Annotated in this window: 8 protein-coding genes and 1 riboswitch; of the genes, 7 read left to right on the plus strand and 1 reads right to left on the minus strand. The window is 62.8% G+C overall.

What is annotated here, in order from left to right:
- The first annotated feature begins 187 nt into the window (after window positions 1-187).
- Window positions 188-302: riboswitch (glycine riboswitch) on the plus strand.
- A gap of 253 nt (window positions 303-555) precedes the next feature.
- From gcvT to gcvPB, 4 genes are all read left to right on the plus strand, one after another.
- Window positions 556-1,653: a glycine cleavage system aminomethyltransferase GcvT gene (gene gcvT / locus IPF85_RS27720; RefSeq protein ID WP_343411289.1), complete on the plus strand. Its 1,098-nt coding sequence runs from the start codon at window positions 556-558 to the stop codon at window positions 1,651-1,653.
- A gap of 103 nt (window positions 1,654-1,756) precedes the next feature.
- Window positions 1,757-2,152 carry a glycine cleavage system protein GcvH gene (gene gcvH, locus IPF85_RS27725; protein ID WP_343411290.1) on the plus strand — a complete coding sequence of 132 codons (396 nt, stop codon included), beginning with the start codon at window positions 1,757-1,759 and terminating at the stop codon, window positions 2,150-2,152.
- 21 nt (window positions 2,153-2,173) lie between these two features.
- Window positions 2,174-3,643 (plus strand): aminomethyl-transferring glycine dehydrogenase subunit GcvPA, encoded by a 1,470-nt coding sequence (gcvPA, locus tag IPF85_RS27730; protein WP_343411291.1) that lies wholly within the window; start codon window positions 2,174-2,176, stop codon window positions 3,641-3,643.
- Complete coding sequence (gcvPB, locus tag IPF85_RS27735) at window positions 3,640-5,166, plus strand: aminomethyl-transferring glycine dehydrogenase subunit GcvPB (RefSeq protein WP_343411292.1); 1,527 nt, start codon at window positions 3,640-3,642, stop codon at window positions 5,164-5,166. The genes gcvPA and gcvPB overlap by 4 nt, the downstream gene beginning before the upstream one ends.
- A 152-nt stretch (window positions 5,167-5,318) precedes the next feature.
- On the opposite strand, the gene IPF85_RS27740 is transcribed toward gcvPB, so the two are convergent.
- Window positions 5,319-8,225 carry a BTAD domain-containing putative transcriptional regulator gene (locus IPF85_RS27740; RefSeq protein WP_343411293.1) on the minus strand — a complete coding sequence of 969 codons (2,907 nt, stop codon included), beginning with the start codon at window positions 8,223-8,225 and terminating at the stop codon, window positions 5,319-5,321.
- Window positions 8,226-8,397: 172 nt separating this feature from the next.
- Between IPF85_RS27740 and IPF85_RS27745 the strand changes: the two genes are divergently transcribed.
- The 3 genes from IPF85_RS27745 to IPF85_RS27755 all read left to right on the plus strand — a co-directional run bounded on the left by IPF85_RS27745 (window position 8,398) and on the right by IPF85_RS27755 (window position 17,877).
- Window positions 8,398-8,592 (plus strand): hypothetical protein, encoded by a 195-nt coding sequence (locus tag IPF85_RS27745; protein WP_343411294.1) that lies wholly within the window; start codon window positions 8,398-8,400, stop codon window positions 8,590-8,592.
- Between the two features lie 367 nt (window positions 8,593-8,959).
- Complete coding sequence (locus tag IPF85_RS27750; protein WP_343411295.1) at window positions 8,960-9,490, plus strand: hypothetical protein; 531 nt, start codon at window positions 8,960-8,962, stop codon at window positions 9,488-9,490.
- Between the two features lie 29 nt (window positions 9,491-9,519).
- Entirely contained in the window at window positions 9,520-17,877 is an 8,358-nt protein-coding gene (locus IPF85_RS27755) for an Ig-like domain-containing protein (RefSeq protein ID WP_343411296.1), read from the plus strand.
- Window positions 17,878-17,883 lie beyond the last annotated feature (6 nt).

A 17,883-nucleotide genomic window follows, 5' to 3' on the forward strand; every position in this document is an offset into this window, starting at 1 on the left:
ATTTACGGGCAGCCATTCCGTTCACGTTTGGAACTGCTGCTGGCGAACGACAGGCATTGACACCGGTAGCAACGTATGCTATGATAGGCTCAGATGTTTGACTGGGATCACGGGATGATTCAAGTCAGGTGTCATGGTCTATCACGTGTTTCATTTATTTCATCTATTTCAATGATGTCATGGCTGGATGATCAGCGCGAGAGAGCACCTGGGCAAATCACCCAGGTCGCCGAAGGGGCACCCTGACCAGAAATACCGGGTCTGGCGGGCAATCTCTCAGGCAAAAAGATCGCGTTAGGACAGCACTCTGGAGAGCCGATGGCAGGGTCAGGCTGGCCGTGCCGTCGCACCGACGGGGCAATTTCCCGCACACGCGGCGAAAATCTCTCAGGTGCCAAGGACAGAGGGAATCGGGTATGTATCGCACGCGATACCTGCCCGATTCCCTTTTCTGTTTGGAGTTGGCGTCAGGCGGAAAAGCACAGGATCTGTAACCGAAACCGACGGACCAAGTAAAGAACACGTTGTCTTCAGGGAGGGATGAGGAGGGACAGGATGAATCGAACGTTTTTGTACGATGTTCACGTGGCCCTGGGCGGGCGCATGGTGGATTTTGCCGGCTGGGAATTACCGGTGCAATACCCCACCGGCCCGTTGGAGGAGCACAAGCGCGTGCGTGAGGCGGCGGGTCTGTTCGACATTGACCACATGGGACAGGTCGTCGTGGCCGGACCAGACGCGCTCAGCTTCCTGCAGAAAATCCAGGTCAACGACATCAGCACGATGGCGATCAACGATGCTCGCTACAGCCTGATGTGCTATGCCGACGGCAGCGTCATTGATGACATTTTTCTCTACCGTGTGGCGGGCGCAAGCTGGTGGGTCATTGTCAATGCGTCCAACCGCAAGAAGGATGTGGAATGGATGCAGACGCACGCGGTGGGCATGAACGTCAGCGTAACCGACATTTCGGATGACACCTACATGCTGGCCCTGCAAGGCCCCCAGGCGCAGGCAATCCTCCAGAGACTGACCGACCTCGACCTGGCGACCGTCAAGTTCCACACCTGCGCGCAGGTCACGGTCGCGGGCGTCGTGACCCTTCTGGGCGCCACCGGCTACACGGGCGAGTACGGCTACGAGTTGTTCTTCCCTGCGGCGCAGGCGGTGGCCCTGTGGAACGCCATCCTGGAGGCAGGCAAGCCGGAAGGCATCTTGCCCTGTGGCCTGGCCGCGCGCGACTCACTGCGCTTCGAGCCATGCCTGCCGCTCTACGGGCATGAGATTCACGCCCGCGTGGATCCGATCAGCGCGCGCTTGAGCTGGGCGGTCAGTTTCAAGAAGGGCGATTTCAGCGGCCGCGAGGCCCTGCTCAAGATCAAGCTGGAAGGCCCGGCGCAGCGCCTGGTGGGCTTCGAAATGGTGGAGCGCGGCGTGCCCCGCGCGGAGTACCCGGTGGCGATCGCCGGCCAGGTGGTGGGCGTTGTCACTACTGGCATGAAATCGCCGACCACGGACCGCTTCGTGGGGCTGGCCTATGTGCCGGCCGCGAGCGCGGCGGTGGGCAGTCAGATTGACATTGTCATTCGGGACACGCCCAAGAAAGCAACCGTGGTGAAGACGCCGTTCTACGTGGCGGCCTATCGTCGCTGAGCCGCGGCGCAAACCGCCGGCTCTTGCTCGACAGCATGATCTGCCTGTTGTTTCTGTCTGTCTATTCCTGTTCTATCTGTTTTTTTTGCTAAAGGAGATTACCATGAGCTACAAATTCGATCCCGCCGCCCGCTATGCCAAGTCTGATGAATGGGTGCGCCTGGACGGCGACACCGCCGTGATCGGCATCAGCGACTATGCCCAGAATGCCCTGTCCGATGTGGTGTACATCGAGCTGCCGGGCGTGGGTACGCACTACGCGCAGGGGCAGCAGTGCGCCACGGTCGAATCGGTCAAGGCCGCGTCTGACATCTACGCGCCGCTGGGCGGCACGGTCATCGCGGTCAACAGTGCGCTGGAAGATACGCCGGAGAAGGTCAATGAGGACCCGTTTGGCGAAGCCTGGCTCTTCAAGATGAAGCCAGACAACACCGCTGAGATGGAGAATCTGATGACACCGGCTGCGTACGCCGCCTACTGCACGACGCGCGAACATTAGACGGCAAAGGAGCCAACAGCGATGAACTTTAGCCCTGGCTATGTGCCCAACACGGACGCGGACCGCCAGCAGATGCTGGCGACCATTGGCGTGGCGTCGGTGGATGATCTGTTTCACGACGTACCGGCCGAATTTCGCTTTCCGCGCCTGAATTTGCCGGAACCGGTCAGCGAGTACGAAATTTTGCAGGAACTGCAGGCGCTCAGCAGCGAGGATGCCGACGCCGATACCGCGCCCTGCTTCCTGGGCGCTGGTGCGTATCACCACTTCGTCCCCTCCATTGTGGACGCCATCATCAGCCGCAGCGAATTCTACACGGCCTATACCCCCTATCAGCCAGAAGTAAGCCAGGGCACGCTGCAGGCCATCTTCGAGTATCAGAGCATGATCTGCGCGCTGACCGGCATGGATGTGTCGAACGCCAGCCACTACGACGGCGCCACCGCCGTGGCCGAAGCGGTCATCATGGCCCTCAACATTGGCCGCCTGAAGCGCAAGACGGTGCTCTTCTCGCGCGACGTCAACCCGCAGTACCGCGCCGTGGCCCAGACCTACACGCAAGGCATGGAGGTCAGCTTCAGCGGTTTTGCACCGGGGATTGACCTGGACGCGCTGGAGGCGCTGATTGATCATTCGTCGGCTGCCGTCATCGTGCAGAATCCCGACTTCCTGGGGCGGTTGACCAGCCCGGCCCGCCTGCGACAACTGGCCGCCGCGGCGCACGCCGGTGGCGCGGTGCTCATCGTCGTGGCCGATCCGATCAGCCTGGGCATGTTCAAGGCGCCGGGCAGCTACGACGCTGACATTGTCTGTGGCGAAGGGCAATCGCTGGGCAACCCACTCAACTTCGGCGGCCCCTACCTGGGCTTTTTTGCCTGCAAGAGCGATCATGTACGGCGCAGCGCCGGTCGCATCATCGGCGAAACGGTTGATGTAGACGGCGAGCGCGGCTTCGTGTTGACCCTGAGCACGCGTGAGCAGCATATTCGCCGCGATAAAGCCACATCCAACATCTGCACCAACCAGGGCCTGGTGGCGCTCTCGGCGGCCGTCTACATGTCGGCGCTGGGCAAGCATGGCCTGCGCCGGGTGGCTGAACTGTGCTATCACAAGGCGCATTACGCCGCGCAGCAGATCGCCGCGCAGACCGGCTTCGAGGTCTGGCAGGACAAACCATTCTTCCAGGAATTCATCGTGCGCTCCGCGCTGCCGGTGGCAGCAGTCAACCGTTACCTGTTCGATGAATACGGCATCATCGGTGGCTATGACCTGAGCCAGGATTATCCCGAACTAGGCAACGCCATGCTGCTGTGCGTGACCGAGACGCTGAGCAAGCGCGATATTGACGCCCTGGTGGCGGCCCTGGCCGAGATCGAGGACGCGGGCGCCGCACAGGCCGCGCCAATCCCCCAAGATGATACCCTGCCCGAACTCGACGTGGAGAGCGAGCAAATGGATGTCGTCATAGAGGCGATGGAGGTGACCCAATGAACAGCCCAGCCAACATCCCCAGCGCAGGCAGCGCCGCGACGCGCAGCGAGCCGCTGATTTTCGACCTCAGTTCTCCCGGCCGCATGGGCGCCAGCCTGCCCGCGCTGGATGTGCCGGAAGCGCCCTTGCCGCAAGATTTTCTGCGCACGGCCGCCGAACTGCCGTTGCCCGAAGTGGCCGAGATTGATGTCATGCGCCATTTCGTGCGCCTGTCCCAGAAGAACCACAGCATTGACACCGGCTTCTACCCGCTCGGCTCCTGCACGATGAAGTACAACCCCAAGGTGAATGAGAAAGCCGCACGCCTGCCCGGCTTCACCAACCTGCACCCCCTGCTGCCGGCTGAAAGCGCGCAAGGGGCCATGCAACTGATGTACGAACTGCAGGTCTACCTGGCTGAGATCAGCGGCTTCGCGGCCGTTAGTTTGCAGCCGGCGGCCGGCGCGCAGGGCGAGCTGAGCGGCGTGCTGATGATGCGCAATTACCTGTACGACCAGGGTGAGACCCAGCGCACGAAAATCCTGGTGCCAGACTCTGCGCATGGCACCAACCCGGCCTCGACGACGATGGCCGGGCTGCAGGTTGTTGAAATTCCGAGCGATGCACGAGGCAACGTGGACCTGGCTGCGCTCAAGACCCAACTGGACAAGATCGGCCGTGAAGTCGTTGGCCTGATGTTGACCAATCCAAACACCCTGGGGTTGTTCGATGAGAATGTGCTCGAGGTGATTCGCCTGGTGCAAGAGGCGGGCGGCCTGGTCTACGGCGATGGCGCCAACTTCAACGCCATCCTGGGGATCACCAAGCCGGGCGAGCTTGGTTTCGATGTGATGCACTTCAACCTGCACAAGACCTTCACCACACCGCATGGCGGCGGCGGGCCAGGCTCGGGGCCGGTGGGGTGCAGCGAGGCGCTGGCGCCCTATCTGCCAGGCCCGGTGGTGGCAATACGACCACGCGCTGACGTCGAAGAGATGGTGGACCTGGTGTGGCACATGCCGCAGTTCAGCATCGGACGCATCAAGAGCTTCCACGGCAACTTTGGCATGCTGGTGCGCGCCTATACCTACATTCGCATGTTGGGCGAAGAGGGCCTGCGCGCCGTCAGTCAAAACGCGGTCCTCAACGCCAACTATATGCAGGCGCGACTCAAGGGCGCCTACCCCATTCCGCATGGCGACCGCACCTGCATGCATGAGTTTGTGGCCCAGGGCATTCTGGAAGAGGCGCCCACGATTCACACGATGGACATTGCCAAGCGCCTGATGGATTTTGGCTATCATCCGCCCACGGTCTACTTCCCGCTGATCGTGCGCGAGGCGCTGATGATCGAGCCGACCGAAACCGAAAGCCGCGAGACGCTGGATGGTTTCGTGGACACCCTGCTGCAGATCAAGCAGGAGGCGATCGCCAATCCGCAGCTTCTCAAAGAGGCGCCGCACACGACCCCGGTCGGTCGCCTGGACGAAGTGCGCGCCGCCCGCGATCTCAAGCTGTGCGCCACCGCGGCGGCGGAGGGGTAGGGGGAAGATCGGAGAAGGGGAGAGGGCGGAGAAGGGGAGAAGGGGAGAGGCGGAGAAGGGGAGAAGGGGAGAAGGGGAGAGGCGGAGAAGGGGAAGAACTCCCTTCTTCCACGAAACCCAATCTCTGATCTCGAATCTCTAATCTCTGATCTCTAATCCCCAATCTCTGCCAGAACATCCTCCAAAGTCAACGAACGGGCCGCGTGTGCAGGCAGCATCTCTGTGGAGAGGGCGCTGCGCTGCACGGCGGCCTTGCGTTTGGTTTCGGCGCTGGCGTCCGGATGGCGCATGACCAGCGTCAGCCAGGCCACGGCTTGCGCGGGATCATGCGGCGCGGCGATGTTGACGGCCGCTTCGCTGATGACGAGCAGTGCGAGATCGCCCAGTTGCCCGTTCAGCGCAATCTGTAAGGCGCGGTGGTAGGTCTGCTGCGCCGCCGCGCTGCCGCCCTGGCGCATGAGGGCCAGGGCCAGGTTGCGCAGCGCCATGACGCTGAGATAAGTGTAACCGTTTTCCGTGCATAGCGACTCGCTCTCGTGCAGGAGCTGTTCGGCTTCAGCGTAGGCGCCGGCCAGGCACAGGGCGCCTCCCAGGGTGTTCATCGTGTGTACCAACATGCTGGGGTCACCGACCTCGCGTGCCACGGCTAATCCCTCGCGCAGATGGATCAGGGCCTGGGTCGGGTTCCCCATCACGCTGCACACCTCGCCCAGGTTCCCCAGCACCCCAGCCATGCCCCAGTGATCGCCAGCCTCGAGGTAGAGCACCAGGCTGCTTTCAAAATGATGCAGGGCGGCGGCGTAATCACCCTTGCCATACGCCACGGCGCCGAGAAACAGATGGGGATAGGCCAGGTCGGTGCGCACACCCACACGCTGAAAGAGCGCCATGCCCTCCTCGATCAACCGCTGCGCCTCATCGTAGCGCGCCAGGCGAAAGCCAAGCCAGCCCTGGCGAATGAGCAGCCCGGCCAGCAGCCGTGCGAGCTGCGGTTGCGCCGCCTGCGCTGCCTCGCTCAACGCCAGCCAGGCTTCCTGTACGCGTGTGCTCGCCTCGCGGAAGGCGGCGTGTCCTTCCTGAAACGGGCCGCGCAGGTCATAGAAAACCATCAGGCTTTCCATCGCCTGGCGTAGCACGCGGCTATCCACCTCTTGTGTACCCCATTGCCAGGCGCGGCGAATCTCCGCGGCCACCGCGCTCACCTCGACCAACGCCGCCTGTCCGTCTTTGCCCTTGAGCCGCGACTCGCGCTCGTGCAGGAACGCGGCAAAATAGGCCGCGTGGCGCGCCAGGGTGGTAGCCTGCAGATCAGCCCAGTTGCCCAGTTTATCCGCGGCATACTGATGCACCACCGGGTGTAGCTCATAGCGTCCGTCGGGCAGATGACGCAGCAGCGACTTGTTGACCAGGTTCGCCAGGGGTTTCACCTCCGCCAGCAGGCCGCGTGCGGCCGGCGCGTCGAAACTGCCGGCGGAGACGCTCGCCTGCGCCAGTGTGACCTGTTCCTCCGGGGTCAGGAAGTTCCAGGCGTGTTCGAAAACGGCGCGCAGGCTGCGATGGCGGGGCGGAGCATCTGGCCAGGTGGCGGCCAGGAAGTCGCTGGTGCGGCCGAGTTGTTCGGCAATTTCTGTACAGGACAATGCGGGCGCCTGCGCGGCCGCCAGTTCCAAGCCGAGCGGCATGCCGGCCAGCAGGCGACAGATCTGCACAATGGCCCGATAATCGGCGGCCGTGGGCGCAAAATACCGATGCTGGCGTTGCGCACATGCAACGAAGAGGGCCACGGCGTCAAAAGACAGCGGATCAACGGCTGTGTCGGTCGTTGGAAAGGCCAGCCCATCGAGATGAAAGAGCCGCTCGTCACGCAGGCCCAAGCGCGTGCGCGAGGTGATCAGAAGTTTGACGGCCGGCGCCTGTTGCATGATGTCCACCAAGAGGCTGGCGGCGGGCAGAAGATGTTCGAAGTTGTCGAGTACGAGCAGCAGCTCGCGGTTGCGCAGAAGGTCGAGCAACTGCTGAGACTGATCGTTGCCGCCGACATTCGGCGCCTGCAAGGCTTCGAGCAGCGTTGCCGGCAGGTGATGAGGGTGCGTGATGGCGGCCAGATTCACCAGACAGGCGCCGTTGATGAAATCGCCCTGCTGCAGCGCGCAGTGGGTCAGTGCCAGCGCCAGTCGCGTCTTGCCGATGCCGCCTGGCCCGATAATCGTCAGCAGGCGGCAGGCGGGATCGGCCAGGCGGGCGGCCAGGTCATCCAGTTCAGCCTGGCGTCCCACCAAGGGAGCGGACACGGCGGGTAGGGACGGCAAGGCGCCGATGGCGCGGATGCGTTCATACAACGCTGTCACTTCGGCGGACGGCTCGACCCCCAGCTCGGCGGCGAGGGTGCGACGGCAGATTTGGTATTGAGCCAGGGCGGCCGAACGCTGACCGCTGCGCGCCAGCAGGAGCATGAGCTGGCTGTGGGCCTCTTCGCGCCAGGAGTCGAGCGCCAGCAGGCGGCGCAGGCACTCGATGCCGGCCAGGTATTCTCGCCGCTGCGCATAGTGCGCGGCCAGGGTGTGCAAGGCCTGCCAGGCCTGTTCGCGCAGGCGTTCACGTTGCCAGGTCAGCCATTCATCGAAATCGGGCGCATCGCGCACATGAAAGCCTTCGAGAAAATCACCGCGGTAGAGGGTGACGGCCTGCCGCAAATGCTGCACACGCGCCGCGGCATCAGGCGCGGTTGCGGCCAGGCGCAGATTCTCCTCGAAAGCCTGCACGTCGAGCCAAAACGGCTGCGTATGGTCGAAGGTAACCGACTCACGGGTGGTGAGGACATGAACCGGCAAGAGGTGACGCAGGTTGACCAGAAGCTGGCGCAGATTGCTCTTGGCATCTGTGTCGGACATCTCGCCCCAAAACATCTCCGCCAGACGCTCGCGCGCCAGGGCGCGGTCGCTGAGTATCAGGTACACCAACAGAGCGGGCACCTTGCTGGTGATGAAACCGGTTAGTGGCGTGTTGTCGAGGGTGAATTCGAGCTTACCGAGGAGCGCAATGCGAAGTTCCGTTTTCATTCTCCAACCTGAGAATCAGACATGGATGACACGGGACGACCTGATTTCATGATGTGACGGTGTCCCGGCAAGGCATGAGAGACGGGTTGGCGTGTCAATTCACGATTTCTTTACGATGACGTGTTACCCTGCTGCAACGTTACTGTGAGCGCACCTGGAGATACCCAACACCATGACCATGCGACCATTCCATAATCACGCCAATCACGCCTATCACGCCTATCTCTTACGTATCTGGCAGGAGAAGACCACCGAGACCCCCGTGTGGCGTTTCAGCCTGGAAGACCCAAGCAGCGATCAGCGCATCGGCTTTGCCGATCTGGCTGCGCTAACTGCGTTTTTGCTGCAACGGACCTCGGAGACCTGAGATCGGAGATCGGAGACCGGAGATTGAAGACTGGAGACCGGAGACCGGAGGAACTCCCTTCTTCCACGAAACCCGATCTCCGATCTCCGATCCCTGATCTCTGTTCTTAGACCGGAGACCTGAGATCGAAAATCGAACCGCGCTATTTTACCCGATTTGCTGCGTTCCACACAATCTTTCTGGATCCCCCCAACGCCAAGACTCACGCCTGCCCCACCTCATGCCCCAACAACCGTGAAAAACTGAGCACTTTTTGGTCTGGAGAATGAATAGTCGCGGCGGCTATCCTATGGTTGGCTTTGGCTGCCTGTTTGTCGGCAGCCGGCCAGAAAATCGGTGCGTACCCACAAACGAGAAGGAGTCAACCATGTCCGCCAAGTCGCTTCGCCTTGACCCGGTCGGTCTCGGTTTTATCACACTCACGAGCACCCTGGTCATCCAACTGTTTCACAACGTTGAGCATGTCATCCAGATGTTTCAGAAATATGCCTGGCATCTCAACCGTTTTCCTGGCCTCCTGGGCCTCCGGTTTGATTTCGAGCTGGTGCATTTCCTCTATAGCCTGGCGTTGTGGGTTGCCCTTTTGGCGACGATCATCCTCTACCGCCGCAATCCCGGCATCTGGCGCGAGAGCCAGGCCGCCGCGCTGGCTCTGCAGTTTGCGCTCTGGTTTCAGGGATACCACGTCCTGGAACATAGTGTGCGGATCTGGCAGTATTTTGGCCTCGGCATGTTGTCGCCCACGCCGGGTATCCTGGGCAATTTCTTCCCCATCCTCGAACTGCATTTCTGGTTCAACAGCATCGTGACCACCGCCCTGATCATTGCCTACATCGGTTTCCGCCCCTGGTGGCGCACGGGAAAAACCCCATATCTCAATCCCCAAATCTCAAGCTGAGAGCGGGATTTTCACGAGGAGGACTTATCATGCGTTATTTGCGTGTTCCGCACGCCCCATTGGCCGAGATTCTCATCGGCGCCCTGTTGTTGGCTACGGTCCTCTTGCTGGCCGTAGTCCTGCGTACGCCCCGCGTAACGGCCTATCGGGCCGCGGCGCCACGACGTCCACGCGGCCGCACCTGGCCAACCGTGATCGGCCTGGCGCTGGTAGTGCCCTTGCTCTGGAGCCTGTTGACCTGGCCGATTTTGCAGCCGTCACGCCACAGCCTGCGCAACTGGCGCACGGCCGTGCCGGTATGGCTGGTCAACGCCTTTGTTTCGGTTGGCTTTGCCCAGGCGCCCCTCGCGCCGATGAAGCCGGACATCAACAGCGACGGTGTCGTGGACATCCAAGACCTTGCGCGCACCAGCGGCTGCTTCATGCACCCACTGACAGACCCCGGTTGTGCAGTCACCGATGTCAACCATGACAATCAAAACAGCGTGCTAGATATCGTGCGCGTGGCCGTCCGTTGGTACCAGCCGTTTACCAGGATCGCCGACAGCAGCCCCACCAACGGCGAAGATGATGTATCCATCACGCGCGAGACCGTCATCCGTTTCAGCGCGCCCATTGACGCCGCGGCCGTCCTCCCTTCCAACTTCTATGCCACTTTCGCCGGCCAGACCCTCAGCGCCCGGCTCTATCTCTCCTCCGACATGAAGACCGTGACCCTCTTTTACGATGATGACCTGCCGGCCAGCGCGCGCGTGCGCGTCACCATCAACGGCGACGCGGTGGCCGACGCGAATGGCTATGCCATGGATGTGCGCGGTAATGGCCTGGCCGGTGGCAGTGGGACAATTGACTTCGACACGCTCTCCCTTTCCACCGTGCCCGGCACGCAGGTGTGCGGCACCGTGTTCGCCTCGGAACTGGGCCTTACACCCAACGGCGAAACGACCGATGTGCCGCTGGCCGGTGTGCGTATCACCGTGGATGGCGCTGAGGCGACCATGCGCGCCGATAGCGCCAACGACGGCGCCTTCTGTCTGAACCCAGCGCCGGCCGGCAGCTTTTTTGTCCACATCGATGGCCGTACCGCCACTGCCACGGTGCCGCCAGGCGCCTATTATCCCTTCGTCGGCAAACAGTGGGCATCGGCGCCGGGGCAGAGCACCAACATTGGCAATATCTATCTGCCGTTGATTGCGCCTGACACCCTGCAGGCCGTCAGCGTCAGCAACCCCACAGCCATCACCTTTCCAGCGGCCGTGATTCAGGCCCACCCCGAACTATCGGGCACGCAGATCACCGTGCCGGCTGATTCCCTCTTCGCCAACAACGGCACGCGCGGCGGTTCCGTGGGCATTGCGCCGGTGCCGCCGGACCGCCTGCCCAGCCCGCTGCCGCCGGAGTTGGACTTCCCGATCGTCATCACCGTGCAGACCAACGGCCCGGAAAACTTCGACGCGCCGGCGCCTATCTGCATGCCCAACCTGCCGCAGCCTAGCACCGGCTTTGCTCCTTTCCCCGGCACCAAGATGGCCCTCTACAGCTTCAACCACGACACCGGTCGTTTCGAGGCCGTCGCGCCCATGACCGTCAGCGCGGATGGCGCCCGCGTCTGCACCGATCCTGGCTATGGCATTGTGGCGCCGGGCTGGCACGGCACGCAGCCAGGCGCACGCGGCAAGGGCGGCCCAATCAAGACGCTGCCGCCCAACAACTGTCCCGGTATCAACCCTTTGACGCAATGTTGCACCTCCGCCGGGCCGGTTCCACGCACCGCGGTTTCCAACCTGGCCGACTGTCCGAACCGTATTCCCAAGCCCACCTACGTGCCGCAGCCCAACGGCTGTGGGCCTGAGGGTTACGGCTACGCGATTCCTGACTGCGCGCCGGTGCTCACAGCCCTGGGAACCGTGTCGTACATCTGCTTTACCGAAGCCTGCAACGCGCACGATGTCTGCTATGGCTCGTGCAATGCCGGCGCCGGCCACAAGAACACCTGCGACGGCAACTTCCAGGACGACATGCGCTTCAAGTGCGACAGCAGCTTCCCCATTGACCCCATCGCCCGCCAGAACTGCTACGCGGCCGCGTCCGTCTACTTCAACGCTGTCAACAAGACCTCGATCGGCAATGATGCTTACAACGCGGGTCAACAGGAAGCGTGCGATTGCTGCGCTTCTGGCTCGCAGGCCGCCGCGGCGGCGCAGACGGAGCGTGTCCCCGTTGCGAACCCGACGGCTGCCTTGCTCAATCAGATCGCGCCGCCGACAGATGCCGGTCAAGAGACTGGAGCGGGCGCTGGTCAAGAGGCTGGGGCGATCAGCGCAGCGCAGCCGCAGTCAGCCGCGGCCAAAATCCTCCTGCGCGTCACATCCCCCGACGCGCCGGCCGTGGTTGACAGCAGTCTCGGCGATCTTTCCACCGGCGTTCATTACTTCGCCATTCGCAACTGGTTCACCGATGTGGTGGTGCAGCGTGGGCGCACCGGCGCCAACGGTATCGCCCATGAAAACCTGAATCTGCAGGCGCGCACCCTCTACCGCCAATACATCCTGCAGCCGTCCACGCTGCTGGTTGGCTTTGCGGATTTCACCACGCCGCTGGACGGCCTGACGATTGACTTGCCGCCAACCTACCTGGGCAATTCCACCGCGGCCGATAGCGACGGCGACAGCTTGAACGATGATGGCGAGTTGGTCATGGGCACCCAAGTCAACAATCCAGACAGCGATGGCGATGGCGTCAACGATGGCGCCGAGGTGCAGCAGGGCACCGACCCCTTGGGCGGCTTGATTGCGCAGACCGGGATCATCGCCACGACCCAGACCCCAGGCCCGGCGGTGGACATCTGTGCGGTCAACGACCTGGTGGCCGTGGCCGAGATGGAGACGGGCGTCTCGATCTTCAACGTCTTCAACAGCATCAATCCGACGATCATGGCGCAGGTCAACACGCCAGGCCAGGCGCAGTCGGTGGCTTGCGGCGACAACAATCTGCTGGCCGTGGCCGATGGCAGCGGCGGTTTGGCCGTGATTGATTTCAGCGACCCGCCGGCCGCGTTCATCAGTCACCAGGTCAACCTGGGGGGCAGTGTGCATGCGGTGGCGAGCGCGGGCAGTCTGGCCTATGCCGGATTGACCAACGGCAATGTGGTCGTGGTGGATATGCAGAGCGGCACGGTTCTGCAAACGATCAGCGCCGGCGCCGCGGCCATCGAAGACCTGTCCACAGAAAAAGAGAACCTGTTTGTGCTGCTCGACAGCCAATTACGCGCCTATAGCGTCGCCCAGGGCATCTTGACCTTCCAGGGCCAAACCGCCACGACGGGCTATGTCGCCGAAGGCATTACCGGCCGTAAGCGCCTGTTTGTCGGCGGTGGCTTTGCCTATGCAACCTCTTACCCCGGCTACGATGTCTTCGATGTCCAGAATCTCGCCTTCCCGGTGCGTGTCGGCAACGCCAGCACTCCTGGGCCGAATTCGTTCAAGCAGATTGTGGCCAATGGCTCCGGTCTGGGCGTGGCCACCGTGGGCGTCAACCCGCGCAACGATGGCACGCACGATCTGTGGCTCTACGATGTGAGCGATCCCACGCGCACCGGCGACCTGCTGACCACGTTTAGCACGCCGGACGTGGCGCGCGCCGTGGCGATCTACAACGGGTTGGCCTATGTCGCGGACAGCGCGGGCGGGATGCACGTCATGAGCTACCTGGCGTATGACACCCAGGGCATTCCGCCCACCATTGCTTTGAGTACTAACTTCGTGTCTGGTCAGGCCGAAGAGGGTAAGGTGATGCGGGTGACGGCTGCTGTCGCGGATGACAGCCAGGTGCGCTCTGTGCAGTTCTACATCAACGACGTGCAGACACAGACAGATGGTAACTTCCCCTTCGAGGTGCGCTTCATCACGCCGCGCATCAACCCGCCGCCGGCGCCAGGCCGACCCGGCCAGCCGCAGGATGCGATCTTCACCCTGCGCGCACGTGCCATTGATACCGGCGGCAATGCCACCTGGAGCGATACCATGACGGTGACGCTGACGGCCGACGCCACCGCGCCGCAAGTGACGCTGGTTGCGCCAGCCAGCAACTCGGTGAACATCCAGGGAGGGGTTAGCGCCGTTGCCGTCACCTTCAGCGAGCCGGTTGACCCTGCATCCCTCACGGCCGCCACCTTCCGCCTGTTCAACGCGGGCAACGATGGTCAGCTTGGCACCGGTGATGATCAACTGGTGAGCGGCGGCGTCATCGAGTACCGCAGCGATGTCAATATGGCCGTGTTGAGCTTCGGCGCTCCCTTGCCGCCGCAACTGTACCGCGTGGATGTCAGCACGGGGGTGACCGACCTCGTGGGTAATGCGCTGGTAGCAGCTTTCAGCTCAACCTTCCGCGTGAATCAGCCGGTGACGTGGGCGTCAGACAACAGCGGCTTCTGGGATGTTGGCAGCAACTGGAGCAGCGGCAGCGCGCCGACCGCCTCAGATTTCGTCATCATCTCACGCCCCAGCGCGGCGATAACGGTAACGGTGCGCTTTGGCGGCGCGACGGCGCGTAGGGTTACCAGCGACGAAACCCTGGAAATCAACGGCGGTACCCTGACCGTAGCCACGCCTTCGACAAACGCCGGCCTGGTCAAGATCAGCAGCGGCGCCCTGGTCGGCAGCGATTGGGTTTTGCAGAATGGCCTGGCCTGGAGCGGCGGCACGGTGGACGTTGCGAACGCGCGCATGACCGTCAACGGTGCGGTGAGCATCAGCGGCAGCGCGACCAAATCGTTGTGGCGAGGCACGCTTGATCTGCTGGGCACGACGACCTGGAGCGGCAGCGGCGCCATCAGCCTGTCGAACGGCGCGGTCATCAACAACCAGGCCGGGGCGACCTTCAACGCGGAGACCGATCAAGTCTTCACATCCATCCAACTTGGCGGCACGTTCAACAACTCCGGCGCTTTCCGCAAACAGAACAGCGCGGGGACGACCACCTTTACCGGTTCGATCGGCTTCAACAACTATGGCAATCTGCAACTGCAGAGCGGAACGCTGGCGATCGCGTCCAACGGCACCCAAACCGGTGACGCGCAACTGAGCGCGGGCACAGTGCTGCAATTTACCGGCGGCACCTACGGACTGAATAATGCCTCGAACATCAGCGGCGGCGATGTCCTCATTAGCAGCGCCACCGTCAACATCAACGGTCAGATCAACGTTCAGAATCTGCGCATGACGGGCGGCGCCCTGGGCGGCAGTGGTACGTTGACCACTACCAACATCTTTACCTGGACGGCCGGTTCCTGGAACGATAACGGCACGACGGTCATCCCGGTCGGCGCAACGTTGGTCATCAACGGCAGCGTCTCGATCTGGCAGCACACCGTACACAACAAGGGCACGACCATCTGGAGCGGGGCGGGTGACATCAGCATCTCGAACGGTTCGGTGTTCAACAACCTGGCCGGTGCGCTGTTCGAGGCGCAGAACGACCGCACGATCAACTCCATCCAGATTGGCGGGGTTTTCAACAACGCCGGCGTCTTCCGCAAGCTGAGCGGCGCGGGCAACACGACGGTGACGAGCGTCACCTTCAACAACAGCAACCTGGTGCAGGTGCAGAGCGGCACACTGAAGCCGGGCGGCGGGGGCACGAGCAGCGGCGTCTTCGACGTCAGCAGCGGCGCGGTGCTGGATTTCACCAGCAGTCACTCCTTGAACAACGCCACCTTCGACGGGCCCGGATTGACGCGGCACAGTAGCGGCACCTTGACCCTGACCGGTCCGGTGACGGCGCAGTTGTGGCACATGACGGGCGGCGCCCTGGGCGGCAGCAACACCTTGACCGTCACCCAGAACATGACCTGGACGGCCGGTTCCTGGAACGATAACGGCACGACGGTCATCCCGGTCGGCGCAACGTTGGTCATCAACGGCAGCGTCTCGATCTGGCAACACACCGTACACAACAAGGGCACGACCATCTGGAGCGGGGCGGGTGACATCAGCATCTCGAACGGTTCGATGTTCAACAACCTGGCCGGTGCGCTGTTCGAGGCGCAGAACGACCGCACGATCAACTCCATCCAGATTGGCGGGGTTTTCAACAACGCCGGCGTCTTCCGCAAACTGAGCGGTGCGGGCAACACGACGGTGACGAGCGTCACCTTCAACAACAGCAACCTGGTGCAGGTGCAGAGCGGCACGTTGAAGCCGGGCGGCGGGGGCACGAGCAGCGGCGGCGTCTTCGACGTCAGCAGCGGCGCCGTGCTGGATTTCACCACCAATCACAGCCTGGGCAACGCCACCTTCGACGGGCCGGGATTGACGCGGCACAGCAGCGGCACCTTGACCCTGACCGGTCCGGTGACGGCGCAGTTGTGGCACATGACGGGCGGCTCCCTGGGCGGCAGCAACACCCTGACCGTCACCCAAAACATAACCTGGACAGCCGGCTCCTGGAACGATAACGGCACGACGGTGATCCCGGTGGGCGCGACGTTGGTCATCAACGGCAGCGTCTCGATCTGGCAGCACACCGTACACAACAAGGGTACGACCACCTGGAGCGGCGCGGGCGACATCAGCATCTCGAACGGTTCGGTGTTCAACAACCTGGCCGGTGCGCTGTTCGAGGCGCAGAACGACCGCCTGATCAACTCCATCCAGGTTGGCGGGGTTTTCAACAACGCCGGCGTCTTCCGCAAACTGAGCGGTGCGGGCAACACGACGCTGACGAGCGTCACTCTCAACAACAGCAACCTGGTGCAGGTGCAGAGCGGCACGTTGAAGCTGAACGGCGGTGGCAGCAGCGGTGGCGTCTTCGATGTCAGCAGCGGCGCCGTGCTCGACTTCACTACCAATCACAGCCTGGGCAACGTCACCTTCGACGGGCCAGGGCTGACGCGGCATAGCGGCGGCATCCTGACCCTCAACGCTCCGGTGACGGCGCAGTTGTGGCACATGACGGGCGGCACCCTGGGCGGCAGCAACACCCTGACCGTCACCCAAAACATAACCTGGACAGCCGGCTCCTGGAACGATAACGGCACGACGGTGATCCCGGTGGGCGCAACGTTGGTCATCAACGGCAGCGTCTCGATCTGGCAGCACACCGTACACAACAGAGGCACGACCACCTGGAGCGGCGCGGGCGATATCAGCATCTCGAACAATTCGGTGTTCAACAACCTGGCCGGCGCGCTATTCGAGGCGCAGAACAACCGCCTGATCAACTCCATCCAGCTTGGCGGTGTCTTCAACAACAGCGGCACCTTCCGCAAGCTGAGCGGTACGGGCGATACGACGCTGACGAGCGTCACTCTCAACAACAGCAACCTGGTGCAGGTGCAGAGCGGCACGTTGAAGCTGAACGGCGGCGGCAGCAGCGGTGGCGTCTTCGATGTCAGCAGCGGCGCCGTGCTCGACTTCACTACCAATCACAGCCTGGGCAACGTCACCTTCGACGGGCCGGGGCTGACGCGGCATAGCGGCGGCATCCTGACCCTCAACGCTCCGGTGACGGCGCAGTTGTGGCACATGACGGGCGGCACCCTGGGCGGCAGCAACACCCTGACCGTCACCCAGAACATGACCTGGACGGCCGGTTCCTGGAACGATAACGGCACGACGGTCATCCCGGTAGGCGCAACGTTGGTCATCAATGGCAGCGTCTCGATCTGGCAGCACACCGTACACAACAGAGGCACGACTATCTGGAGCGGAGCGGGTGACATCAGCATCTCGAACGGTTCGGTGTTCAACAACCTGGCCGGTGCGCTGTTCGAGGCGCAGAACGACCGCACGATCAACTCCATCCAGCTTGGCGGGGTTTTCAACAACGCCGGCGTCTTCCGCAAGCTGAGCGGTGCGGGCAACACGACGGTGACGAGCGTCACCTTCAACAACAGCGGCAGCGTGGAAGCGCTCAGCGGGACGTTGGGTTTTGTGGGCGGCTACAGTCAGAGCGCCGGCAGCCTGACCCTCGGCGGCGGCAATGTGCAGGCCAATGGAACGCTGGCCCTGAACGGAGGCAGTCTCAACGGCGTGGGGACGGTCACAGCGAATGTCAGCAACAGCGGGCAAATCGCCCCAGGCAACGGCGGCGCCGGCGCCCTGGCGATCGTGGGCGCCTACACGCAGGCGGCCGGTGGCACGCTCAATATCGAACTGGGCGGCCTGACCGCGGGCAGCCAACACGATCAGTTGACCGTCAGCGGCGCGGTCACGCTCAACGGCACGCTCAACGTGACCCTGATCAACGGCTTCAGCCCGGCGGTCAACGACAACTTCATCGTGCTGATCTACGCCTCTCGCAGCGGCACGTTCAGCGCCATCGCCGGCAACGGCAACACCTACAGCCCCCTCTACAACGCCGGCAATCTGACGCTGGTGGCGCAGTAACTGCGG

Source organism: Candidatus Amarolinea dominans, from assembly GCF_016704685.1.
GTDB lineage: Bacteria > Chloroflexota > Anaerolineae > SSC4 > Amarolineaceae > Amarolinea > Amarolinea dominans.